The sequence below is a fragment of the Acaryochloris thomasi RCC1774 genome, from assembly GCF_003231495.1.
Classification (GTDB): domain Bacteria; phylum Cyanobacteriota; class Cyanobacteriia; order Thermosynechococcales; family Thermosynechococcaceae; genus RCC1774.
In genome coordinates, this window is record NZ_PQWO01000002.1 from 288,805 (window position 1) to 310,629 (window position 21,825).

Annotated in this window: 24 protein-coding genes and 1 pseudogene; 15 read left to right on the forward strand and 10 right to left on the reverse strand. The window is 50.3% G+C overall.

The window, feature by feature from the left end:
- Window positions 1–11: 11 nt before the first annotated feature.
- Both C1752_RS04245 and C1752_RS04250 read right to left on the reverse strand, forming a co-directional pair.
- Window positions 12–1,091, reverse strand: a complete 1,080-nt coding sequence (locus C1752_RS04245) for a hypothetical protein (RefSeq protein ID WP_110984804.1) — start codon at window positions 1,089–1,091, stop codon at window positions 12–14.
- The gene (locus C1752_RS04250) at window positions 1,091–1,843 is read right to left on the reverse strand and encodes a 16S rRNA (uracil(1498)-N(3))-methyltransferase (RefSeq protein WP_110984805.1); all 753 of its coding nucleotides are present in this window, start codon (window positions 1,841–1,843) and stop codon (window positions 1,091–1,093) included. The genes C1752_RS04245 and C1752_RS04250 overlap by 1 nt, the downstream gene beginning before the upstream one ends.
- Window positions 1,844–2,124: 281 nt before the next feature.
- Here C1752_RS04250 and rpsB point away from each other — a divergent pair, with 281 nt between their 5' ends.
- The 3 genes from rpsB to C1752_RS04265 all read left to right on the forward strand — a co-directional run bounded on the left by rpsB (window position 2,125) and on the right by C1752_RS04265 (window position 4,720).
- Complete coding sequence (gene rpsB, locus C1752_RS04255; protein ID WP_110984806.1) at window positions 2,125–3,024, forward strand: 30S ribosomal protein S2; 900 nt, start codon at window positions 2,125–2,127, stop codon at window positions 3,022–3,024.
- Window positions 3,025–3,049: 25 nt separating this feature from the next.
- Complete coding sequence (gene tsf / locus C1752_RS04260) at window positions 3,050–3,682, forward strand: translation elongation factor Ts (protein ID WP_110984807.1); 633 nt, start codon at window positions 3,050–3,052, stop codon at window positions 3,680–3,682.
- Window positions 3,683–3,898: 216 nt separating this feature from the next.
- Window positions 3,899–4,720: a hypothetical protein gene (locus C1752_RS04265; protein WP_110984808.1), complete on the forward strand. Its 822-nt coding sequence runs from the start codon at window positions 3,899–3,901 to the stop codon at window positions 4,718–4,720.
- 7 nt (window positions 4,721–4,727) lie between these two features.
- Here C1752_RS04265 and C1752_RS04270 read toward each other — a convergent pair whose 3' ends face one another.
- Window positions 4,728–5,564 carry a diguanylate cyclase domain-containing protein gene (locus C1752_RS04270; RefSeq protein ID WP_110984809.1) on the reverse strand — a complete coding sequence of 279 codons (837 nt, stop codon included), beginning with the start codon at window positions 5,562–5,564 and terminating at the stop codon, window positions 4,728–4,730.
- A 193-nt stretch (window positions 5,565–5,757) separates the two neighbouring features.
- On the opposite strand from C1752_RS04270, the gene der reads away from it, so the two are divergent.
- From der to dusA, 3 genes are all read left to right on the forward strand, one after another.
- A complete protein-coding gene (gene der / locus C1752_RS04275) occupies window positions 5,758–7,125 on the forward strand; it encodes a ribosome biogenesis GTPase Der (protein WP_110984810.1) in 1,368 nt (455 codons plus the stop codon).
- A 305-nt stretch (window positions 7,126–7,430) separates the two neighbouring features.
- Complete coding sequence (locus C1752_RS04280) at window positions 7,431–8,975, forward strand: DUF4335 domain-containing protein (protein WP_110984811.1); 1,545 nt, start codon at window positions 7,431–7,433, stop codon at window positions 8,973–8,975.
- A 5-nt stretch (window positions 8,976–8,980) separates the two neighbouring features.
- Window positions 8,981–9,970, forward strand: coding sequence for a tRNA dihydrouridine(20/20a) synthase DusA (gene dusA / locus C1752_RS04285; RefSeq protein WP_233501327.1), 990 nt, complete (start codon window positions 8,981–8,983; stop codon window positions 9,968–9,970).
- Here the strand turns inward: dusA and C1752_RS04290 are convergent.
- Window positions 9,929–10,752: pseudogene (locus C1752_RS04290) on the reverse strand (SDR family NAD(P)-dependent oxidoreductase). The gene dusA and the pseudogene C1752_RS04290 sit on opposite strands and share 42 nt — an antisense overlap.
- Before the next feature lie 413 nt (window positions 10,753–11,165).
- Here C1752_RS04290 and C1752_RS04300 point away from each other — a divergent pair.
- Both C1752_RS04300 and C1752_RS04305 read left to right on the forward strand, forming a co-directional pair.
- Window positions 11,166–12,209 carry a chlorophyll a/b binding light-harvesting protein gene (locus tag C1752_RS04300; RefSeq protein ID WP_110984815.1) on the forward strand — a complete coding sequence of 348 codons (1,044 nt, stop codon included), beginning with the start codon at window positions 11,166–11,168 and terminating at the stop codon, window positions 12,207–12,209.
- Between the two features lie 280 nt (window positions 12,210–12,489).
- Complete coding sequence (locus tag C1752_RS04305; RefSeq protein ID WP_199464279.1) at window positions 12,490–12,951, forward strand: molybdenum cofactor biosynthesis protein MoaE; 462 nt, start codon at window positions 12,490–12,492, stop codon at window positions 12,949–12,951.
- A 133-nt stretch (window positions 12,952–13,084) separates the two neighbouring features.
- Here C1752_RS04305 and C1752_RS04310 read toward each other — a convergent pair whose 3' ends face one another.
- Together C1752_RS04310 and C1752_RS04315 are read right to left on the reverse strand one after the other, a co-directional pair.
- On the reverse strand, window positions 13,085–13,348 hold the full coding sequence (locus tag C1752_RS04310; RefSeq protein ID WP_110984817.1) for a DUF3146 family protein: 264 nt from the start codon (window positions 13,346–13,348) through the stop codon (window positions 13,085–13,087).
- Window positions 13,349–13,447: 99 nt separating this feature from the next.
- Window positions 13,448–13,834, reverse strand: a complete 387-nt coding sequence (locus tag C1752_RS04315) for a hypothetical protein (protein WP_110984818.1) — start codon at window positions 13,832–13,834, stop codon at window positions 13,448–13,450.
- Between the two features lie 286 nt (window positions 13,835–14,120).
- Between C1752_RS04315 and psaC the strand changes: the two genes are divergently transcribed.
- Both psaC and C1752_RS04325 read left to right on the forward strand, forming a co-directional pair.
- Entirely contained in the window at window positions 14,121–14,366 is a 246-nt protein-coding gene (gene psaC / locus C1752_RS04320) for a photosystem I iron-sulfur center protein PsaC (protein ID WP_110985063.1), read from the forward strand.
- A gap of 131 nt (window positions 14,367–14,497) precedes the next feature.
- On the forward strand, window positions 14,498–14,713 hold the full coding sequence (locus C1752_RS04325) for a glycogen debranching protein (protein ID WP_110984819.1): 216 nt from the start codon (window positions 14,498–14,500) through the stop codon (window positions 14,711–14,713).
- A gap of 16 nt (window positions 14,714–14,729) precedes the next feature.
- Here the strand turns inward: C1752_RS04325 and C1752_RS04330 are convergent, their stop codons facing one another.
- Both C1752_RS04330 and C1752_RS04335 read right to left on the reverse strand, forming a co-directional pair.
- Window positions 14,730–15,902, reverse strand: a complete 1,173-nt coding sequence (locus tag C1752_RS04330; protein ID WP_110984820.1) for a nucleotidyltransferase family protein — start codon at window positions 15,900–15,902, stop codon at window positions 14,730–14,732.
- A 131-nt stretch (window positions 15,903–16,033) separates the two neighbouring features.
- Window positions 16,034–16,816, reverse strand: coding sequence for a hypothetical protein (locus C1752_RS04335; protein ID WP_110985064.1), 783 nt, complete (start codon window positions 16,814–16,816; stop codon window positions 16,034–16,036).
- A 260-nt stretch (window positions 16,817–17,076) separates the two neighbouring features.
- Here C1752_RS04335 and C1752_RS04340 point away from each other — a divergent pair, with 260 nt between their 5' ends.
- Window positions 17,077–17,484: a Fur family transcriptional regulator gene (locus C1752_RS04340; RefSeq protein WP_110984821.1), complete on the forward strand. Its 408-nt coding sequence runs from the start codon at window positions 17,077–17,079 to the stop codon at window positions 17,482–17,484.
- 9 nt (window positions 17,485–17,493) lie between these two features.
- Here the strand turns inward: C1752_RS04340 and C1752_RS04345 are convergent, their stop codons facing one another.
- The gene (locus C1752_RS04345; RefSeq protein WP_110984822.1) at window positions 17,494–17,778 is read right to left on the reverse strand and encodes a DUF427 domain-containing protein; all 285 of its coding nucleotides are present in this window, start codon (window positions 17,776–17,778) and stop codon (window positions 17,494–17,496) included.
- A gap of 212 nt (window positions 17,779–17,990) precedes the next feature.
- Here C1752_RS04345 and C1752_RS04350 point away from each other — a divergent pair, with 212 nt between their 5' ends.
- The 4 genes from C1752_RS04350 to hisB all read left to right on the forward strand — a co-directional run bounded on the left by C1752_RS04350 (window position 17,991) and on the right by hisB (window position 21,445).
- Entirely contained in the window at window positions 17,991–18,383 is a 393-nt protein-coding gene (locus C1752_RS04350; RefSeq protein WP_110984823.1) for a hypothetical protein, read from the forward strand.
- A 265-nt stretch (window positions 18,384–18,648) separates the two neighbouring features.
- Window positions 18,649–20,340, forward strand: a complete 1,692-nt coding sequence (locus tag C1752_RS04355) for an ABC1 kinase family protein (protein ID WP_233501329.1) — start codon at window positions 18,649–18,651, stop codon at window positions 20,338–20,340.
- Window positions 20,341–20,415: 75 nt separating this feature from the next.
- Window positions 20,416–20,772, forward strand: a complete 357-nt coding sequence (locus C1752_RS04360; RefSeq protein ID WP_110984825.1) for a hypothetical protein — start codon at window positions 20,416–20,418, stop codon at window positions 20,770–20,772.
- A gap of 25 nt (window positions 20,773–20,797) precedes the next feature.
- Window positions 20,798–21,445: an imidazoleglycerol-phosphate dehydratase HisB gene (gene hisB / locus C1752_RS04365; RefSeq protein ID WP_110984826.1), complete on the forward strand. Its 648-nt coding sequence runs from the start codon at window positions 20,798–20,800 to the stop codon at window positions 21,443–21,445.
- A 12-nt stretch (window positions 21,446–21,457) separates the two neighbouring features.
- On the opposite strand, the gene C1752_RS04370 is transcribed toward hisB, so the two are convergent.
- Complete coding sequence (locus C1752_RS04370) at window positions 21,458–21,658, reverse strand: DUF3134 family protein (RefSeq protein ID WP_110984827.1); 201 nt, start codon at window positions 21,656–21,658, stop codon at window positions 21,458–21,460.
- Window positions 21,659–21,825 lie beyond the last annotated feature (167 nt).

The window sequence follows — 21,825 nt, forward strand, 5'->3', positions numbered from 1 at the left end:
AGGCTCTGGACTCATTTGAGGTATGCCAGACTGCTGTAAAGGTGAAATGCCTGATCCCAGTAACTTTCAGCTCGTCGAAATAGATTGATGTGGGCATCAATACGATCGAGTGTATCGGTTTGTTCGATTATCGTATCGGCAAACGTTGAAAACTCGTTCCAGCTCCGCACATCGGGTAAATTTTCCTGCCACAAAGCTGTGAGATTGCGCCAATTCGACCAAGATGTCCCAGGCTCAGAGGAATCAGCAGCTAAGGGCACTCCTTGATTGAATTGGTATGCTGCATCATAAAAGCGCAGAATGCCGCTTGGCAAATGTAAATCACGGAATTGGGCATAGTCCTGGGTTTTTTCTTTCCGCTGCAGAACGCCTCGTGCATCTAAATCCACAACCTCTTCAAAAATAGGAAGCTGCCCTGTTACGGATTGCACAACCTCTGACCACTTGAATGATAAAACACGAGGAGACTTGCTGGAATGAGCCTCTGTGACTACTACCTGCACTGGATCTTGGACGGTTTTGAAATAACAAGCTTGATGTACCTTGACCTGCCGAACTTGCTCTAAAGATTTCCAGAACGAGGGCACTCTAGAGTCCTGTAGCTCTTGACCGTAGACCTGTAGTTCGCCAATAGCTCCCGTTCGATAAAACCGCCACCCGCGACTGGGAAGTAGTAATCGGGCAGAGTAAAGATCGAGCCGCATGATGTGAGCAAAGGCGGGTGCCACTTCAGCTTTAACCTCTGGCGATAGAGCTTCTAGAATCAAGACGCCCAACCCGCCTTGTCCTGATTGAGCGACTGTTCGGGCGATCTGAACTTGTCGTTGTGCCGTCTGATCTCGCTGTTCCTCCTGCTGACGTTGCGCTAATCTCTGCAGTCCTTGTCGGGCCTCTAGCGCGAGTTTCGGCACATGCCCCTGACGCAGCAGTTCTCGATAAAGTGATTCTGCTGATTCCCACTCTGTCTGAGCTTCGTGGAGTTGAGCTTGGTACAGCTGCCCCCAGGGATCGTCTGGGGGCAGGTTAGCAATCAACAGAGCCACCTCTTGATAATTGCCGTGCTTGAGTGCAGCTGCAATTTCTAAGTCCACTAGGTTACTCCTTCTTGCTGTTCGGAAACACTGTGCTGCTCTAGGTGGGCGGCAATGACGGATAGTGCTGTTATAGGAGCCGTTGTAGCTTTGAGAATACGCCGCCCCAAAGAAACAGGCCGATAACCGGCTAGGATAGCTTGCTTCTGTTCTGTCGTTGTCCACCCTCCCTCAGGCCCTGTCATGAGGATGATGCCTTGCGTGGGGGCTAGTTTGCTTAGGAGTCCAGACACCGCCGAATCTGTTACGCAAATATATTGGGCTGTTGTTTGGCCTCGCTGCTGCGACCACCTTAGAGCCGCAGTGAGTGACATGGGATCAAGAACTTCAGGAATGACCTGACGGCAGGATTGCTCCGCTGCTTCAATGGCGATTCGCCGCCACCGAAGACATTTGTGCGGACTGGGTTTCAGGAGGGTGCGCTCGCTGAGCAAAGGAACTAAGCGGCTGATCCCGAGCTCTGTTGTACAACGCACCACTTGATCAAAAGCATTTCCCTTTGCTGGAGCGACCATTAAAGTAACGGGGATTGTTAACTCCGTTGTGATGTTGAGCGATTCGAGGATGTGTGCTGATTTTGGTGAGTCAAGTTTCGCTAGCCACCACTGCCCTTTGCCGTTCATGGCAATGAAGCGACTTCCTGTTTGCTGCCTCAGCACTCGGCCCAAGTAGTGCTGCTGCTCCTGCGTCAGGGCAATTTGTTCTCCCTGCAGTTGTTCAGAGGTAATCACCAATCGCTGCAGTTGGGGCACCTTGTACTCCTAAGAGGCTGACAAACATACGTTAGATCTTAATGTTGACAAAATTGTAATCTCTAATATGTTCCCTTTGATGCTTCTAGCATTTTGAGTTTTGGCTCGCTTTAATGCATCGATTTAAGAAGAGCAGGACTTTTTGGTTCAAAGACCAATTCGGTATGCTAAGTTCTAAAGGTTGTCTAAATTCGCACACCTAAGAATTCGGGTGTCTTAACGGCGTAGCGCGCTGGACAAGATGCACTTAGGTGGAGGATAAACCCGGATAGGAGAAAATTATGCCAGTTGTTAGTTTGGCTCAAATGCTTGAGTCAGGAGTTCACTTCGGTCATCAAGCCCGACGTTGGAACCCCAAGATGGCTCCGTATATTTTTACTGAGCGTAACGGTGTTCATATCATCGACCTCGTGCAAACAGCTCAGCTTGTTGATGAAGCCTATAGCTACATGCGTTCAGCTTCTGCCGCAGGTAAAAAGTTCTTGTTCGTAGGGACAAAGCGTCAAGCTGCTGGAATCGTTGCAGAAGAAGCGGCTCGCTGTGGTGGTTACTACGTTAACCAACGTTGGCTCGGCGGGATGCTGACGAACTGGACCACCATCAAGACGAGGATTGAACGGCTTAAAGATCTAGAGCGTCGCTATGAGAGTGGCGTCTTTGACCTGCTGCCTAAGCAAGAAGCTTCGTCACTACGGCGGGAGCTTGATAAGCTTCAGAAATACCTGGGTGGTCTTAAGCTGATGAATAAGATTCCAGATGTGGTGGTGATTGTTGATATCAAGCGAGAGTACAACGCCGTTCAGGAGTGCCAAAAGCTAGGATTACCCATCGTTTCTTTGTTAGATACGAACTGTGATCCTGATTGGGTTGACATTCCTATCCCTGGAAATGATGATGCGATTCGAGCTATTAAATTGATCGTGGGCCGTTTGGCCGATGCGATTCAAGAAGGACGTAATGGTGGTCAAGAGCAGGTCAGTCAAAGTGACTTTGATGATGCGCCTGATGCTGTAGAAGATGTCGCCAGTGCCCCTCCTGTGCCTGAAGCGGTTCCTGAGGCTACTGTCGAGGCAGAGCCTGAAGCGGTTCCTGAGGCTACTGTTGAGGCCGAGACTGAAGCTGCGCCTGAAGCCGTAGCCGAAGTTGCCGCACCTAGCGATAATGACAAAAGCGACGCGTAACTTTTTTACAGACTGAGGCAGCACAATGGCAGGAATTTCCGCACAACAGGTTAAAGAACTGCGCGAAAAAACCGGCGCAGGGATGATGGATTGTAAAAAAGCCCTTAAGGAGACAAAGGGTGATGTAGAACAGGCGATCGCCTACCTTCGTAAGAAGGGCTTGGCATCAGCAGGCAAAAAGTCAGGACGTGTCACTGCTGAAGGGTTAGTGGATAGCTACATTCACTTTGGCGGCCAAATTGGCGTTATGGTGGAGGTCAATTGTGAGACCGACTTTGTGGCTCGCAATGATGCCTTCAAAGAGCTGGTTCAAGATATTGCGAAGCAAATCGCGGCTTGTCCTAACGTTGTCTATGTGCAGGTTGACGATGTCCCTGCTGAGATTGTTGAGAACGAAAAGTCTGTTGCAATGGGATCTGATGCCCTGAAAGGCAAGCCTGATAACGTTAAGGAAAAAATCGTTCAAGGAAAACTGGACAAGACCTTGCGTGAACTTTGCCTGCTCGATCAGCCTTTTATTAAAGATCAGAGTATGACAGTGGATGAGCTTGTCAAGCAGTCTATCTCCAAGCTGGGCGAAAATATACAAGTGCGCCGATTCAGCCGCTTTGTTCTGGGCGAGGGGATGGATGTCTCTGAGTCAGGATCAGAAGATTAAGCCATTCTCTTTGTTGTTAGTGATCCTGTTGGATCAGTGACGGATGGTTGTAAGAGAGTCGGGGTGAGCCATGTTGTTTGCCTCGACCTTTGTGCGTTCATCCTTTTGATGAGTGTTGAGGGATATGTGTGTTTGAAAGCCTCAGGCTACTGACGTTCAGAACAGGGAGAATGCTTTTTCTAAAGCTAAAGGTAGCTTGAAGGGAATGTGCAGGTTATGGGTGCAAATATTCATCAACTTCAACAATCATTGGAGGCACTTGAGGCTCAGGCTGCTCAGCTTGTGCATCATTTTTCTTCCCTCTATCAAGATTATCTCCGAGAGCTAGGGGCGTCAGTTTCAAAGCAGCTTATGCGTGCTGCCTATCATTTGTGTACGCAAACTGAACCTCAGGCTTTTGTGGGGCTATCGCTTAGCCAACAGCAATCTTTACAGCAAGGGTTACAACGATTAGGCTGGCAACTACAGCAATCTTTATTGCAGACGCTGCGAGACACTCTTGTGGCAGATGCTCAGCGGATGGTTCCTGAACATTTAGTACTGGCGATTCACTCGATTGAGGACACAATTGTCGCGGTTCTGCAGCAAACGTCTCGGGATGCCAATTATTTACTGCAGGATCATCAAATCCTAGAGATTCAGTCGATGGATGCCCTGTTCAAGATTGCGGCACAAGCAGATGAAGCAGGACGTCCCATCACGAGCCCTCCCCATTTACTGAAAGCTTTAGTGGAAGCTAAGGAATCTGAGCTAGAGGAAGATAACGTGCCTGTTGTCGCAATTTATCTCCAGATTACGGATATTGAGTTAGCTGATTCGGAATTGATGGCTTGGCGCCATCAACTTCGTCAGGCTACGCAGCAGTTAATGGCCCTCAATAAAGATTTTGTACAGAAGCAGAAAGCGCGAACTACTGCGGAGGCAGAGGCGGCCTGGAGAGCAAGCTGGTTCCCCTATTCTCCAGAGAAGACCCCCACTATTAGCGATGAAAATGAATGCGTAGAGTCGGACGATAAGGAGGAAGGCCGTGAACCTTAGTGATGCTCTAGAGAATTCCCTCTTGCCAGATAAGCTGGTCTCCACCAGCCCGTTGGGCCTGTCGTAGTGAAGCCTCTGTGCCTGCAACTAAGTTCGCAGGTGTCAATGCGTGACTGGGGGTAATACTGGTGATGCCGAGACTCATGGTGAAGTGATGGGGAGTTTGCACTTCATCGCTTTCGATCGCTAGAGACTTGATCCGCCAGCGAATTTTTTTTGCTAAGCAAATCGCATCATCGAGAGAGGTGTTTGGCAGGAGGATCGCGAGCGTTGATTCCTGATATTGGGCTACTAGATCTCCTGAGCGGCGTGCGCTGGAGTTTACAGCTTTCGTGAGCTGCCTGAGGCAGTCATTGTAAGCTTGCTTTCCATAGGTCTTGCGATAAGCTTCTTGCTGATCGAATTCTCCTAAAATCAGCGCTAGGGGCATTTGATTGCTTCTCATGCGTCGCCACTCTTGTTCAAGGCGCACGTTGAGCCTTGAACGGCCTGCGATGTTGGTGATCGGATCGATGGAGCGAGAATGCTCGAGCTGCTGAAATAGACTGTGCTGAATGGCTGTGCCGATCTGCTGGACCATCTGGCGTAAAAGCTGAGGAGGGGCAGCAGCAGAGATAACTTTGGTTGAGACGGGTGCTAAGAAAGAAATGTGGGCTTTCCAGGTTGCAGCCTGCTCGACAAGACTCTCCACTTCATCGACGCGACATCGAAGACAGAGAATGACCTCATCGCCTGCGTTCATTGGGGTTTGTGCTGTGATGGTTCCCTGAATTTCCCGTAGGGGGGCATCTAGTGTGGCGTCGTCGTCCCAGTTCCTCTGGGTGTAGTCATGCACTTGAGCCATACTGCTTCCTGATGACGAGTCGTCTTCACTGTTTTAAGGCTCCCCCATTCATAAAGTAGCGTAATTCTTGATATATCACACTCAAGCGATGTCTGAATGTCAAGTTTAAGATACTTTGCTAAGGCTTGAATACGCTACACTAGTGAGCTGGACTGTAAATCCTACGGTCTGAGATTACTCAAAGGATTCAATAATGGGCTTACCCGTTGTAGCCATTGTGGGCCGTCCCAATGTCGGCAAATCAACACTGGTCAATCGCCTGACAGGGATGATGGCTGCGATTGTTCATGACTCGCCGGGGGTGACACGCGATCGCACCTATCGTCGTGCGCTATGGCAGGGCCGAGATTTCTTGGTAGTGGATACGGGTGGCCTTGTTTTTGAAGATGATTCAGAATTTTTGCCCCACATTCGCCAGCAGGTGATGACAGCTCTTTCTGAAGCTGATGTTGTGGTGATGGTCGTAGATGGTCAGGCGGGACCCACTGCTGCCGATGAGTCTATTGCTCAGTGGCTGCGTCAGCAGCCCACCCCGATTGTTCTGGCTGTCAATAAGTGTGAGTCACCCCAGCAAGGGATTGTGCAGGCAGCTCAATTCTGGGAGCTGTCTGTCGGAGAGCCGGTTCCGCTTTCTAGTATCCACGGCAGCGGTACAGGGGATCTGCTGGATCTGGTGGCGGAGGAGCTACCGGATCTCGATCAGGTCGATGATGCGGAGGAAATTAAGGTTGCGATTGTTGGACGGCCCAACGTCGGTAAGTCTAGCCTGCTGAATGCTTTTGTCGGTGAGACTCGCTCAATTGTTAGCCCTATTTCGGGGACAACGCGAGATGCCATTGATATGCTGGCAGTCCGGGGAGAGCAGACCTATCGATTTATTGATACGGCGGGCATTCGTAAAAAGAAAAATGTCCAGTATGGGCCTGAGTTTTTTAGCATTAACCGGGCTTTTAAGGCGATCCGCAGATCGGATGTGGTGTTGTTGGTGCTAGATGCCTCCGATGGGATTACGGAGCAAGATCAAAAGCTGGCGGGTCGAATTGCAGATGAGGGTCGAGCCTGTGTGGTGGTGATTAATAAATGGGACACCATTGCGAAGGATAACTATACTATCTATGAGTTTGAGAAGAAGCTGCAGGCGCGGCTCAACTTTTTAGACTGGACTGAGATGATCTTTGTCAGTGCCAAGACTGGGCAGAGGATTGAAAAAATTATCAATCTAGTGGATCATGCGGCGGAACAGCACCAGCGTAGAGTTACGACTTCGGTAATTAACGAAGTGATTGAAGAGGCGGTGAGCTGGCATTCGCCGCCGACGTCGCGTCAGGGGCGTCAGGGAAAAATTTACTACGGTACTCAGGTTAGTAGTCAGCCTCCTGCGATCGCACTTTTTGTCAATAGCCCTGACCTGTTCAAAGACAACTACCGACGCTATATTGAGGGCCAGTTCAGAAAGAATCTTGGGTTTACGGGAACTCCTATTCGCCTTTTCTGGCGGGGCAAACGCGCCCGTGAAGTCGAGCGCACGGTTAACCGTGCAACGCGTGTCAAAAGCAGTTAGTGTATAGCGCGATGTACAACGGTGGCTGATGTACAACGATGGCAGCCGCGGGCATGAGCTAAACTCTCTAATCTATGGCTGGCCTCAAGTGAATGCTGTTTCAATTCCCGAACCGTGCCGAGTAGTACGTGTGAGTCAGTCTATAGTGAAGCAATACCGGCTTGCCTCTTTGCAGATTGCCTCAGGTCTGGCCCAGCCACTTCACTGAGTTGAACGTTTTTGGGTTGTCCTTGAAGGTGCCTATCATACAGTCTGAGGCCGGACAAAAAGCTGTGTTCGTATCTCTTGCCGTTTGACCTTTTTTCATGGCCGTCATCACTCGACAATACGCTCCTCCCACCTGCACGCTAGAGGTAACGGCCCAAACTTCGGCCCTGTCTCGATGGACGCGCCAGCCGGTTCTCAAGTCCTTAGATTTTTTGCTGAGTTTTAAGGGAGTTTGCGATCGCAACCAGCAACCCCTCGAAGTTCAGGGCGATCGCAAGCAGCTTGAGTCTTTATCAGAGGCCGTTTCAACCTATACCCAAGAGCTACTGGGGCACAGCGTAGTGCCTCTACCTGCAGGACTGTCAGGTTCAGAGAACCCCCAAACAGAGCTGCAAACCCAGAGCGCAACGGCGCTCGAAACATCCCCGGCTCCCCCTCTTACCTTGCCTGTGGTTCATCTGCGCCCGCAAAACTTGCTGCGCCATGAACTTGTGCTGGGGCCATTGGCCACCGACACCTCTGGCTCCGTGATTCAACTCAAGGCTTCCCAGCTCTTCGATCTCGCGACAGCACTGGATGAATATGCTGCCGAAGTTGAGACCCTCCCGACCCAGGTGCCCCAGACGGTTAGACCTGCTGTTCCTGTTTGGGCACGCGCCGCTGGCGTTATCTTGCTGGTGGGCGGGAGCACTGTTGCTCTGACCCAGTTTCTATATTCTGGCTTCGGAGGACCCACCTCAACGATCTCATCCGACAGTCGCAATGAGAAGGAAACTTTAACGGAGTCAGCACCCACTCCAGTGGCAAAGTTGCCCACTCCTCAGCGCGATCAGGCTTCTCCTCCCACCCCGCCAACCCAAAAATTACCGCAGGTGCAGCTCCCAAAGCGTGGTGGGGACTCAGGATCCGATCTGTTCTCTGGGCCTGCGCCCAGTCAATCAGAAAGCCAGACCGAATCGTCAACGTCAGCCTTCAGACAAACACCCCGGCAGCAGGCTCCCCCAGCAAAGCTGCCGTCGCTCCCTGATGCCCCCGCTCCGGCGGATCTAGACCTAGATTCGGAAAAATTTAAGGTGCCCGATGCTGCTGAAGCCCCTACTGCGATCGCGGGTCGCTCACCGACAGAGCTGGGTCAAACAAACCTTGGGCGCTCCGGTGTTTCTGCCTCTCAACCAGAGACATTTACCTCTCGCGCTAAGGCACGCGTCAGCGCTGAAAGTGATGTGATTTCCTCGGCTGATCAAGAAAATAGTCTGCGGCAGGATAAGGCCGTTAGCCCTGCCCCTGCCGCGGGCGTGAGTGGAGCCTCAGTCCCCCCCCCGACGCCGGAAGCTCTTCGTGAGACGGCCTTTGATGTCTCACCGCAGATTGTTGAGGTACGTCAGTATCTGGCTCGACGTTGGCAAGCGCCAGCTAATCTGAAACAGACGCTGCAGTATACGCTGGTACTCAACGCTAACGGCACAATTGGACAAATCAAGCCCCGAGGGCAGGCCGCAACTCAGTATTTAGGGCAAACGCCGATTCCAAGTACAAATCAACCTTTTGTTTCACCGTCGAAGGTGCCTGGAAGTGCAGTGATTCGCGTTGTTTTGGGAGCTGACGGCAGCGTTCAAACTTTTCCTGAGAGTCCGTCCAATTAATGAACATGAACTCCGTACCCTCCCGAATTAGTGTTGCGCCGATGATGGACCGGACGGACCGCCATTTCCGGTATTTTATGCGCCTGATCACGCGATATACATTGTTGTATACAGAGATGGTGACCAGCGCGGCAATTTTATACGGTGATCGCAACCATCTCCTCGGCTTCAGCCCCGAAGAAAAGCCGTTGGCTCTCCAGGTGGGGGGCGATCAGCCCCAAGATCTCGCCACCTGCGCTCAGATTGCCGAGGAGATGGGCTACGACGAAATTAACCTCAATGTGGGTTGCCCCAGCGGTCGGGTCCAGGCCGGAAATTTTGGGGCTTGCTTGATGCTCCAGCCCCAGCGCGTTGCTGATTGTGTTGCTGCCATGCGTCAGGCCACTAAGCTGCCCGTGACGGTCAAGCATCGGATTGGTGTAGATAGTTGCGATCGCTACGAAGATCTTGCCCATTTTGTACAGGTTGTCGCCGAGGCTGGCTGCCAGCGATTTACCGTGCACGCACGCAAAGCATGGCTACAGGGACTCAGCCCTAAAGAAAATCGCAATGTCCCCCCGCTCCGCTATGAAGACGTTTACCGTCTCAAACGTGACTGTCCGCACCTATGGATTGAGATCAATGGCGGCATTACGACATCCGATCAAGCACAAGGCCATCTGCAGGTCGTTGATGCCGTCATGATTGGGCGGGCTGCCTATGACACCCCCTATTTATTGGCCACAGTTGATCGAGAGATCGGGCATCAATCAGTCTCTCCGCCAGAACGACACAACATCGCAATGGCGATGCTGCCCTACATTGAACATTGGACCTGCAAGGGGCTAAAGCTCAACGCCATCACTCGTCATATGCTACAGCTCTATCATGGCCAGCCCGGAAGTCGTATCTGGAAACGCTATTTAACAGAGAACTCTCGTGCAGGCGCAGGGCCGGAAGTTGTTGAAACCGCTCTAGTTAAACTTGCCGATGTAAGCCTCGGATGTGCCGTCTAAGGCAAACAGATCGCGGGGCTGAAATGCCGTCAACAACCGCCACACCATCTTAGGCCAAGTAAACCAGGCAATAGCCGCACCGCTGCGCTTATTCTCTAACACTCGATCCGCGAGCCATGGTGCCACCGTTTCCACATTATCCCCGAATAAATTAAAAATTGTTTTGACCCGCTCTAAGCCGGCCGGATCTTCATGGAACTGATCTGCAACTAACTTTGTGACCACCATCCCTGGAGACAGTGTACTGACCTTCACTGGCGTTCCCTGCGTTTCCCGGATGAGGGCCTTCGTTAGGTACCGGACGCCAGATTTGCTAGTTCCATAGCCTGTCATACCCTGCAAAATCTGTCCGCTCGATCCGTGGCCTTCCATATTGTAGATGTGGCCGTGACCCTGTTTCAGCATGCCTTTGATTGCAACCTGTGAGCAGTAGGCCAGCCCCAATAAATTGGTCGAAATTACGGTTTGTAGCGTTTGTGCCGTCAGCTCCCACAGTGCCTTCATCGGATGATTAATACCGGCATTGTTGATCCATACATCTACTATCCCCAGGCTTGAATGGCCTCATTCCAGAGGCACTGAACCTGCTCAGCATTGGAGACATCGCAGCGGCACCCCGATACTCGCTCCTCACCATATTTGGCCGAAAGTGACGTGACTGCCCGATCAATGCGCTTCTGAGAGCGCCCGCTAACCATGACCCGACATCCTCGAGATAGGAAAGCATCTGCTAATCCGTATCCAATACCCCGAGAACTGCCGGTAATCACAATGTTCTTCACGAACGCTCCATTTATTACGACTTGTTAAGGTAATTGTAATAAAAATTAATAAAAATGTCACCTCCCGATTGTGGCTAGCGCAAGAGTTGGGGGTGTTCCTCTGTGACGGATTGTTCTGATGCAGGGATATTTCTACGGCCCTAATGTTTCTGTGTCCTAGCTGTGAGGCGAACCACAGAGTTTGAGAAGGTGTAATGCTCTTCAGCAGACCTTGGGTCACTGCAAATCCGTAAGGTGCTCAGATTGCACAAAAGAGTTCAAATAGCGCTTGTTGTGAAGTTCGCAGCGGCGTAACATTGTATTTCATGGATCTGTATTGAGAGTGCGTTAGCTTGCTCTGACAAGAATATCCTCAATAGATACAGGTAAATATATAGAGTAGTTTTTCCTAAAGCGTTTTTGGAATAAACACAATGACTAGTGCAAATGCAAACGGTGACTATGGAGCTTTTGCTGGCAACGGCCGCTTAATCGACATGTCCGGTAAATGGCTTGCTGCTCATATTGGGCAGTACTCTCTTATCTGCCTATGGGCTTCATTAATTACATTTTTAGAGGTTGCGGTTTATAACCCTGACCTGCCAATGGGTGAACAAGGGTTAATTTTGATCCCTCACCTTGCGGCCTTTGGCATGGGTGTTGAACCCGGTGGCATAATTGACACCAGCACTTATACCTTATCTGCGTTCGGTCACCTTTTTGGTGCAGCTGTTTTTGCCTTCGGCGCGTTCTTTCATACTCGCGTTGCCCCCGGGGAACTGGGTGAAATTGAGGGTCGAGGATCCAAATGGGAATTTGAATGGGATGATCCTGAAAAACTAGGCTTTATTCTTGGCCACCACCTTCTACTTTTAGGTTTTACAGCCCTCCTTTTTGTCGGTTGGATTCGATTCCACGGCATTTACGATCCTGCGATTGGCGACATACGCACCGTTAGTAATCCAGGGGCAACCATTCGGAGCGTTGTTTTTGAGTATGGCTTGTTTACACCCGGTCACAACCCCTACTTTGTCGATAATCTAGAAGATATTGCCTCTGGCCATGCCTTCATTGGTGTCGTTGAAATTTGCGGCGGTATTTGGCACATCACACAAAAGCCTTATGAGTGGTCAACTCGCCTTCTGAGTTCTCTTTACTCGGCAGATGGTCAACTGGCAGCTTCCCTCGCCGGTCTCTCTGTCCTGGGTTTTGCCGCCGCGTACTTCTCTGCGGTCAATACCGTTGCCTATCCTGTGGAGTTCTTTGGTGCACCTTTGGAGCTAGAGTTCACGCTGTTTCCGCGGTTCGTCGACACGGTTGATTTGCCGAGTGGGGCCTTCTCCGCTCGCGCTTGGCTTTCTAACGTCCATTTCTTGCTGGCGTTCTTCATTCTTCAGGGACACCTCTACCATGCGCTGAAAGCCTGTGGCTTTGAGTTTGAGCGTATTCCCTCCGCGCTGGGTTCTATCTCAGAGTAAGACCCCACGCTTTTATGGCTTAAGACTGCTGATAAACATCAGCAGTCTTTTTTATTTATGTCTTTGCTTGTCTGCGGCTCGTAGGTCTTGACCCTCTGTGCTTGTCGCAACCAGCTATGGGCATAACGCCTAATCATACCCAGCCATCTGTATTTAATACTCATGGTTTTGATAATTTCTGAATCTCCCGCGGTGACAAAAAAGTTTCAAATGCTTTAGTTTTGGAACAGAGTATCCATTATCCGGTTCTTGAGCCACAGAGAACGAGTGAGTTATGTCTATGACATTGGCCCCTTCAGCCATGCGCAATGCCTTCAAAATTATTTTTGCGCCGCTTTCGTTAGAGCAGGTTTATCAGTTAGCTAATGATGCTCAAAATGGTGCGGTCGTCGTCATGAGCGGCACCGTCCGCGATAACACAGAGGGCCGACCGGTAGAATCATTGGAATATCAAGCCTATGAACCTATGGCAATCCAAGTTTTTCAACAAATCGCCTCTCAGATTCAGGCCCAGTGGCCTGGGGTTAAGCGCGTTATCATTCACCATCGCATTGGTCAGTTGCGCGTGGGCGAGATGAGTGTGCTAGTGGCCGTTGGCAGTCCTCACCGAGCAGAGGCATTTGCTGCCTGTCAGTACGGTATTGACACACTGAAGCATAACGCTCCTATCTGGAAGAAAGAACATTGGGCTGACGGAAGCAGTAGCTGGGTCAGTATTGCCGCTTGTGAGGATCAGCACTGAGAATGTCATGTCTCTTGCTGCCAAAGGAATATTGGGTTGATGAGCGCCATAATTGGACGCTAAGAACTGAGGCTTTCGCCGACCAGCCTTAATGCTTTTACCCAATTATTTGTTTATGCATCTCTTCAAGATCTTAAAGCTCGCAGCGTAGGGTAAAAGAATAGTCTCCCCCTGGTTCTAGCTGATAGTCTTGTTGCTCAAGGAACCGTCCCAAAGGCTCTTGAATCAATGCCCGGCCTAGGGACGGTGAAACAGATAGTTCGCCCTGCTTGAACTGCCATTGAAATAGCCATGTATATTGACCGGCAGAAACTTCGCCCTCAAGCAACCCTTGATACCAGCATTGGCCTGTAATGCGAACATTGGCTGTTGTGTGTGGAAGGCGGCGAGAACTCACGACGATAATGAAGATAGTTTTCTACCGATTAGTGTAGTTCTTTCCCGCTAATGCGAGCTTCCTCCTGTGTCTCTACGTCCTATTAGCGAGGTGAATAGCCTATTTCAGTGCTTGAGAAGGGGCACATAATTGATGGAGAAAAGCATGGAGCTGCTGATTTGCCCTTGGACTTGCGCTGGTCTCACCGGCTATTTTGTCAGTTTGCAACATTTCCAACAGGGGTAAAAGTTCTGTATCTAGTGCAGCCCTTAGCTGTGTTTGGGGCCAGAGCAGATCGGAGCAGTCACGGAGGTCATAGATCTGTTGGGTGTAAGATTCGTGATGGTCGCTTGTTGCTGTCCGATTGCACCCTAGCGAAAGGGCTAATGGACGTAACCAGCACCGCTGCTGCTTTTCAATGATCTGTATCATCTCTGCATAAAGACAATCACTCTGATACTCTAGGCAGACAATCTCGTACGTCCGTGCCTCTTGACGCTGGCCCATGGCTTACCTGAAGGGAAGAATGTGTTTACTTCATTCTAAAGTGCCTTTCGAGAGCTGCAAGTCCGATCTATGATTGACATTGATGCGAGGGTTGCTAGACTTCGTGCGTATGGCTACTTAAGAAGTTACATTGTTTGAAGTTTCCTATGTTTTTTGTAGAAGCGGTAAAAGCCCTGCTGTAAACTAGGGATCGTTATAGCATTCTTGGCTTCGGTCACGTTTTGATAAAGCCCCTGACGGTAAAGATTGGCCGTTAGCATCCTCTAAAATTTGGAGCTTTGATTCAATGTCTCATACAGTCAAAATTTACGACACCTGTATCGGGTGTACCCAGTGTGTTCGAGCTTGTCCTACTGATGTTCTCGAGATGGTTCCCTGGGATGGTTGTAGAGCAGGTCAAATCGCGGCCTCGCCTCGCACGGAAGATTGTGTCGGCTGTAAGCGATGTGAAACCGCCTGTCCTACTGATTTCTTAAGTATTCGAGTTTACCTGGGTGCAGAGACAACGCGCAGTATGGGCTTAGCCTACTAGTCGTTCTGTAACAACGTCTTTGATTCCAGTGATTCTTTGCTGTGTTGCATTTAAGCAAGGAGGGAGTGTTTTATGCTCCCTCCTTTTGTTTGTTATATATGCAGAAGTCTTGTAAAAGCTGAAAATGAGTTATGACGGCAACAACAATCTGGGTGAATGAGCAGCTTGATCCCAATGGGCTGCTCTATGCGTGCATTGCTTGTTGCGATGAGCAACAGGCCCAAGACTGCCACACGTCATTTTTGCAGAATCTAACTGATGTACAGCAGCGTGAGGGCTGGGTTGCTAGGCTGCGAACGGTGCAGACTTGGGATGAAGTGCCTGCAAGTGCTTTGAAGCTAAGCTAGTCGCATTGGACTCTGGCTAACGAAGAGTGAGTTCGTCCGGATCGACGCGCAATGGCTGATTGATGGCGCTATCGGGCGCCTGCTTCTCTTCCCTGGCGTCTGTAATGAGCCAGTCTAGCGCTGCTGCTTTCACATCAATAGTGGCTCCGGTTTTATCAACGCAATAGCGCCCAAAGACAAGTTTGTCGACTAGGCGTACATCCGGGCCAAGACAGGAATACTCAAAGATGACGCTGTTGTCGACGGTGGCTCCACCACAGATGCGGCAGTTGGGTCCAATCATGGTGGGACCGATAATCTTAGCTCCGTCTTCAATGCGGGTCATCGCCCCGATGTACACAGGGCCGTGGACTTCGACTTTATCCCAGTTGACGGCAACATTCAGTCCTGTATAGACGCCAGGGGCGACTTCTCGGCCGGGGACGTCGACGTTTTTAATGTCTCCTTTCAGGACGCTGCGAATGGCGTGCCAGTAGTCAGGGACTTTGCCGATGTCAACCCACTCAAAGTCCATGGCTGTTCCGTAGAAGGGAGCGCCCATTTCAACGAGCTTAGGAAAAAGTTCGCCGCCGATGTCGAAGGTTTGACCTGAGGGAATCAGGTCTAGGATTTCTGGCTCAAAAATGTAGATGCCGGTGTTGATGTTGTTGCTGAGGGCTTCCTCCACGCTGGGTTTTTCCTGAAAGGACTTCACCCTGCCCTCGTCGTCTGTGACGACGACGCCGTAGCTGGGGACTTCGCTGGGATCAACGGTCTTCATGACGATGGTTGCGATCGCACCTTTTTTGCGATGCCACTCCACCGCCGCCGTTAAATCTAGATCGATGAGCGCATCTCCACAGAGAACTACAAACGTATCGTCAAAGAAAGGCGAAAAATCTTGAATGCGCCGCATGCCCCCAGCAGAACCGAGAGCTGCCCCTACGAGCGTTCCATCTGGCTCAATACTGCCTTCAAAGGAATAGGCGATCTCAACGCCGAAGCGCTGACCATCTCGGAAATAGCTTTCAATTTCGTTCGCCAAATGACTGACGTTTACCATGATTTGGTCAAACTGATGCCGCCGCAGTAGCTCCACCAAAAACTCCATCACCGGCTTCTGCAGGATGGGAATCATGGGCTTAGGCGTTGTGAACGTAATCGGGCGAACGCGGGTACCTTTCCCGGCTGCCAAAATCATAGCTTTCATAGACGAGATCTAAATGTGGTAGGTCAGTCCCATGCTCAGCACGCAAATCTGCGAGAACTCAGAGCAATAAAAGTCTTAGCAGTTCATCAATCGGTCAATGCGCTGAGACTAGTGTAGCTAAACCAGAGACATCATAGGGTATAAACGCGGCCATTAATGAGTAATCGAGTGATTCCCTTAGCAGACAAATGTGTCCCCGTTTTTTGGAGTAAATCTCCACTCGGAACCTTGATTACGCGCTGTGATCGCTGGGAGAATCGGCGAGCAACGCGGTGATTCTCGAAGATAGGGAGCGTTTTTGACTGGCTTTCAGCCTTTGGAATATGACCGAGATCTCCAAATTCTTGGAGTGGACGGGTAATGAGCTCAGCCGTATGGTCAACCACGAGGTAGCAAGGCTGAGGAATCACAGCTTCAGTCAATGGACTAATCTCGACGACGGCCTCTGGCTGCAGCGAGACCGACTCGCTTTCATCCTCGCCGCCCTCCTCATCAAATGTGGCCTCATCATCGTCATCCGTCTCAAGATCGGCTTCGTGGGCTCGATCTTCTCCAAGATCCTGTTCAATCTCAGCCAGCAGATCTTCTAACTCTGGCTCGGCAACCGATGAGGCGGATTCTGTTTTCGCCTGCGAACTCTGCTGAGCCGTCTTTGATTTCAAAATGGGCGGTGCAGGAGACGATGCCTCAAGCTCTGAGCTGGACGGGCTTTTCTTCGCAGGACCTTGTTTGCCACTTTTCGCCGCCACGAGAGTCTCATACTCCGAATCTGGGAGCTGCCGCTTTAAAAGCCGTCTAATCGTCGAGCTACTGACTTCATACTGACGCGCCAAATCTGCAATTGTTGAGTCCGACTCACAAAAAAGTTGAATAATTGCTTGTTTGTCTGCATCAGAGAGCTTACTTCGAGTCATATCAGCAAAGGGGGGCCAAAATAAAATCGATATCTGAGACCACATCTGCAGATGCCGCTCTTCCTTATCCTATTACGTCGTTAGCGCTGACCCGAATATTTATGGGCGTTTTCGTTCGTCCATGGGAGCCACGGCATTAAAACCGCATCGCGATCGGAGCGCAGACCTGATGCTGCAATTCGACTCAGAACGTTACCACTGACCGCGCTGTTTGAGATAATAACAATGATTCAGCGATTCAGCGATGTTCCTTCCTGCCCATGCCTTTGCCGCGAACGCCCAGCCAGAATAAGATCTTACAGCTTTTGAAACAGCTTAATCAAGAGATGTCGGCCCAAGCTCTCTATATTGCCCTGCGTGAAGCTCAGGCTCCTCTGGGGCTTGCAACCGTCTATCGCTCTTTAGAAGCACTCAAGCTCAGCGGCGCTGTGCAGGCGCGACTGCTGAATACGGGCGAGACACTCTATAGCCTGACGAAAACTGACCGGCATCATCTTACTTGTCTGCAGTGTGGCACCTCAGTGGCGATTCGTGACGATGAATGCCCGGTGCATGAACTTGAGTCTCAACTGCGGGCTTCGGCCCAATTTGAGATTTACTATCACACGCTGGAATTTTTCGGCCTCTGTTCCCCCTGCCAGCTTCAGCAACCGCACTCTGGTTCCTAGGCGAGGTCTCTATACCTCAACTTTGACACCTCGCCAAAAGGCAATGTGTCCTTCAATATTCTTCGCCGCCTCCTTGGGCTCAGGATAGAACCAGGCCGCATCCTTGTTGACCTCGCCATTCACCTCAAGGCTGTAGTAGCTTGCTGCCCCTTTCCAGGGACAGGTTGTCTGGGTGTCACTGGCTTTGAAATACTCTGAATTGATAGCGTCTGGGGGGAAATATTGATTCCCTTCTACCACCTGACATTGATCACTTTCGGCCAGGGTGACGCCGTTCCATGTTGCTTTTGGCATGATTGTTCTCCCTATCTTTTGAACTGTCTTGCGAGTGAATACAGCGCTGCGGCTGATTTCTGTCCCCGATTAATGAGATGTAGTAGGAGGCCACACCCAAACGGACAGCAGTTTCTCTTCAACAATAGTGGATTTACGGTACCCATCAGGGAAACCTATAGGTAAGCAACAGTGCTTGCTGCTTCTAACCTGATCGAAATGACCTTGCGCCTATGTCTGCCCTTAAATCTAAATTTTCGTTTGAGGATGTTGACCTCTTTTTAACGCAGCAAGATACGTTGAGCGCTCTGATTGTCTGGCTGGTCTTAGAGGGACTGAGCTTCATCCTCCTGCCCAGCTTTCAGCTTATTCCGGGCGAGCATAAGCATCTGACCTGGATTCTAATCAGTGGTTCTTTGGGTGTCACTGGGGCGGTGTTGATTGGCCTCAGCTCGGGCATTATCCAGTATTGTCACGATAACTTGCCCCGACGAGGCACGAACAAGCAATCACTCATCAATGTCGCCCAGGTGATGAGCTGGATGGGTTTGGCAGGGGTTGGATTCCCTTTAGTTTTTGTTGCCCTTGAGTTCTGGGTGATTCTAACCCAAGGCACTCTCGATTAATGTCGGATAAGTACTTCTACTTAAGATTTTGAAAAGTTGTATTTATATATACTATATTTAAGGAACGTAAATAATTTTCAGGCAATCAGATTTTATGGCCTGAGTGGGTTGTCTTAGTCCCGGTGTAGGGGTTTAGGGTCTTTACTTGGCCGCTTCTGTTGTCTGTCGTATCCTACAGGAGGTAGGTGGTCACGTGGTTCAGTCCGTGTCACACCCGAGGCAATCGATGGTCGCGACAACATCTAGCTCACCGAGTTCGCCAGCAATGCCTTATGATCCCCAGGCAATTGCTCGGTATTATCGTTGGCGCCCCTGGCTGCTGCTGTGGCGAACCTTTCAGATCTTGAGCTCGCTGGGTCGTTTTGTTTGGGGGCTGAAGTGGGATCAGTGGACGCGCCAGACCGAGCGCAATCGGTTCCGAAGAGCAATTCAGCTGCGGCGGGTGTTGACGGGTTTAGGGCCCACGTTCATTAAAATTGGTCAAGCGCTGTCCACTCGACCTGATCTGGTCCGTAAAGAGTTTCTAGAAGAGCTAATTCTGCTTCAAGATCAGCTGCCGCCTTTCCCTAACAAAAAAGCGCTGGCGCTGATTGAGCGGGAGCTAGGACGACCAGTCTCAGAACTTTATCGCTCGATGTCACCCCAGCCGGTGGCGGCGGCTAGTCTTGGACAGGTCTATCGCGGTGAGTTGTGGGATGGAGATGCGATCGCAATTAAAGTTCAGCGCCCAAAGTTAGTTCCCAAGATTTCTCTTGACTTGGCCGTAATCCGAAAAGCTGTTGTTTGGTTTGGCCCCTTTTTGCCTCTTAACCTGGGCCACAACCTCTCCGTGATCGTTGATGAATTTGGCACCAAGCTATTTGAGGAAATCGATTATCTCAACGAAGGCCGCAACGCCGAGCGCTTTGCCGATAACTTTGCCGCATACCCTGATGTCAAAGTGCCCAAAATCTATTGGGAGTACACTAGCCAGAGGGTGCTGACCTTAGAGTGGATCGAAGGCACAAAACTAACGGCCTCTCAGTGCATGGTCAATGGTAAGCGTGATCCAGATGCCCTTGTTCGAACCGGTGTTGTTTCTAGCCTACGGCAGCTTCTGGAGTTCGGATTCTTCCATGCTGATCCGCACCCCGGCAATTTATTTGCCATGCCAGATGGGCGGATGGCCTACATCGATTTTGGCATGATGGATCAGCTGGACCAAGTTGCGAAAGAAACGCTAGTCGATTCCGTGGTCCATCTGATTAATCAGGATTATCGGCTTCTGGCTCAGGATTTTGTTAAATTAGGGTTCTTAACCCCTGAAACTGATATCCGACCAATCGTTCCGGCTCTAGAGTCAGTCTTTTCTGAGATTATTGACGTCAGCGTCAAGGACTTCAACTTTCAGACGATCACCGACCAGTTCTCAGGACTGATGTACGAGTATCCGTTTCGCTTGCCCGCCAAATTTGCTCTGATCATTCGTTCTTTGGTGACTCAAGAGGGCGTTGCACTGTGTCTCAATCCCGACTTTAAAATTGTTGAAGTGGCTTATCCCTACGTTGCGCGCCGATTATTGGCTGGAGAAACACCCGAATTTCAGCGACGATTACTGGAAGTGCTGTTCAAAGATGGTAAGTTCCAGTGGCAGCGGCTTGAAAACCTGATTGAAATTGCGCGGACAGATGACTCTTTTGATCTGATTCCCACGGCTCAGTTTGGGCTTCAGTATCTCTTTTCTGGCGATGGCGGCTTCTTCTTGAAGCAAATTGTCTTGGCCCTCACAGAAGATGAACGCCTCCATACAGAAGAAGTGAGTCGTTTGTGGGATCTTGTTAAAGAGGACTTTCAGCCTCAGCGCCTGCTAGGTGCAGCCTTCGGTGCCTTGGCGAGCTTCTCAGAAGAAGCTGTGGCTAACTGGCCACCCGTCGTTGCCATAACAACAGCTCAAAAAGAATTGCAAAACGTAGCTTAACCGCCAGCTTCTGAATCTTAGTCATCAAGCTTCAATTTAGTAAAATCCTCGTTATTTAAGGACGCGACTGAATCTATGTACTATGTTCCTCCCTACATCTTGACGGTGGCAGGCTTTGTTGTTTCTCTTCTCTGTGGCAAGGCCTTTGAGATGGTACTCAAGGAGCAGGTGACAAAGTGGTCGCAGGACCGTTCCGGCAGTATTTTGAGCGAGATGCAGAGTTTGTCGTTGGTGCTGCCTTATGTTGGAATCAGCATGGGTATCTTAATCTTTCTCGGGAGTGGATTAATGCTGTTTGGGTTCACCATTGGGCTGAGCTTCTTGATTGCCCTGCCTATGACCCTTGTAACCGCTGTTCTAATTTGGTCCCAACTGCGAAAATTGTTGATCCAGCTAGAAGAGGGTGGATCCAAGGCTCTAGAATATAAGTAGCGCCCTCCAGTAGAGATATTGTTCAATGCAAACTCAAGATCGTCCGGCTGTAGACCGTTCTAGCCTTCAGGATTCGTTGTCTGCCAACCGTACCGCAACGGTTAAGAGAACGACGAAAGAAACGGATATCGCCGTCACTCTGAACTTGGATGGTCAGGGTCAAGCGAATAACCAGACAGGTGTTCCGTTCTTAGATCATATGCTTGACCAGATCAGCTCTCACAGCTTGATCGATCTGAACATTCGGGCAACTGGAGATCATGAGATTGATGATCACCATACCAATGAAGACGTCGGAATTACGCTAGGACAGTCGCTGGGAGAAGCACTAGGCGATCGCAAAGGCATTCATCGCTTCGGCCATTTCTTGGCTCCTTTGGATGAAGCGCTTGTTCAGGTCACCCTTGATTTTTCGGGGCGTCCTCATTTGAGCTATGGCCTAGAAATTCCCACGCAGCGGGTTGGCACCTATGACACTCAGCTTGTGCGTGAGTTTTTTGTGGCGGTGGTGAATCATAGTCAGATGACACTCCATATTCGTCAGCTTGACGGCATTAACTCCCACCATATTATTGAAGCCACCTTTAAAGCTTTTGCTCGTGCCCTGCGGATGGCGATCGCAATTGATCCGCGACGATCACAGGCGATTCCTAGCTCCAAAGGTGTGCTTTAGCTGTTGTTACTTTTACTCTTCTTCTTCTCCGGCAAGCATGAGTGGCTCAAGTAAGTCATCTTCATCTTGAGACCAAGCGAAGTTGTCGTCTTCGCCTTGAATAAATCGGCCTGTCTGCTCAATCCAGTTGAAAATTGAAACATCGGCATTGGATGCGAGCATGGGGCTCACCTGATGGCGAGGTTGAGAATGCAAAGAGGGGTTGGAAATCATAGCAACACATGTCTAGGACGTTATAAAGGGGGTTAAATAAAATTTGCCCCGATTCGTTGCTTGATTTATCAGTGCTTCTACCCAACTTTTAGCAAAAATAGCTTGAATCCCGGCTTGGCTGTATCAAATCAATAGAGACAGCTCTGTAGATACAGAATAGCTCCAGG

Excerpts from the sequence above, each read along its gene's own strand:
- C1752_RS04265 (WP_110984808.1), top strand. The coding sequence starts at position 3,899 with ATGGGTGCAAATATTCATCAACTTCAACAATCATTGGAGGCACTTGAG.
- C1752_RS04350 (WP_110984823.1), top strand. The coding sequence starts at position 17,991 with ATGTCTGCCCTTAAATCTAAATTTTCGTTTGAGGATGTTGACCTCTTT.
- C1752_RS04280 (WP_110984811.1), top strand. The coding sequence starts at position 7,431 with ATGGCCGTCATCACTCGACAATACGCTCCTCCCACCTGCACGCTAGAG.
- dusA (WP_233501327.1), top strand. The coding sequence starts at position 8,981 with ATGAACTCCGTACCCTCCCGAATTAGTGTTGCGCCGATGATGGACCGG.
- C1752_RS04330 (WP_110984820.1), bottom strand. The coding sequence starts at position 15,902 with ATGAAAGCTATGATTTTGGCAGCCGGGAAAGGTACCCGCGTTCGCCCG.
- tsf (WP_110984807.1), top strand. The coding sequence starts at position 3,050 with ATGGCAGGAATTTCCGCACAACAGGTTAAAGAACTGCGCGAAAAAACC.
- C1752_RS04305 (WP_199464279.1), top strand. The coding sequence starts at position 12,490 with ATGACATTGGCCCCTTCAGCCATGCGCAATGCCTTCAAAATTATTTTT.
- C1752_RS04270 (WP_110984809.1), bottom strand. The coding sequence starts at position 5,564 with ATGGCTCAAGTGCATGACTACACCCAGAGGAACTGGGACGACGACGCC.
- der (WP_110984810.1), top strand. The coding sequence starts at position 5,758 with ATGGGCTTACCCGTTGTAGCCATTGTGGGCCGTCCCAATGTCGGCAAA.
- C1752_RS04360 (WP_110984825.1), top strand. The coding sequence starts at position 20,416 with ATGTACTATGTTCCTCCCTACATCTTGACGGTGGCAGGCTTTGTTGTT.
- psaC (WP_110985063.1), top strand. The coding sequence starts at position 14,121 with ATGTCTCATACAGTCAAAATTTACGACACCTGTATCGGGTGTACCCAG.
- C1752_RS04335 (WP_110985064.1), bottom strand. The coding sequence starts at position 16,816 with ATGACTCGAAGTAAGCTCTCTGATGCAGACAAACAAGCAATTATTCAA.
- C1752_RS04300 (WP_110984815.1), top strand. The coding sequence starts at position 11,166 with ATGACTAGTGCAAATGCAAACGGTGACTATGGAGCTTTTGCTGGCAAC.
- C1752_RS04355 (WP_233501329.1), top strand. The coding sequence starts at position 18,649 with ATGCCTTATGATCCCCAGGCAATTGCTCGGTATTATCGTTGGCGCCCC.
- C1752_RS04345 (WP_110984822.1), bottom strand. The coding sequence starts at position 17,778 with ATGCCAAAAGCAACATGGAACGGCGTCACCCTGGCCGAAAGTGATCAA.
- C1752_RS04325 (WP_110984819.1), top strand. The coding sequence starts at position 14,498 with ATGACGGCAACAACAATCTGGGTGAATGAGCAGCTTGATCCCAATGGG.
- hisB (WP_110984826.1), top strand. The coding sequence starts at position 20,798 with ATGCAAACTCAAGATCGTCCGGCTGTAGACCGTTCTAGCCTTCAGGAT.
- rpsB (WP_110984806.1), top strand. The coding sequence starts at position 2,125 with ATGCCAGTTGTTAGTTTGGCTCAAATGCTTGAGTCAGGAGTTCACTTC.
- C1752_RS04315 (WP_110984818.1), bottom strand. The coding sequence starts at position 13,834 with ATGGGCCAGCGTCAAGAGGCACGGACGTACGAGATTGTCTGCCTAGAG.
- C1752_RS04340 (WP_110984821.1), top strand. The coding sequence starts at position 17,077 with ATGCCTTTGCCGCGAACGCCCAGCCAGAATAAGATCTTACAGCTTTTG.
- C1752_RS04370 (WP_110984827.1), bottom strand. The coding sequence starts at position 21,658 with ATGATTTCCAACCCCTCTTTGCATTCTCAACCTCGCCATCAGGTGAGC.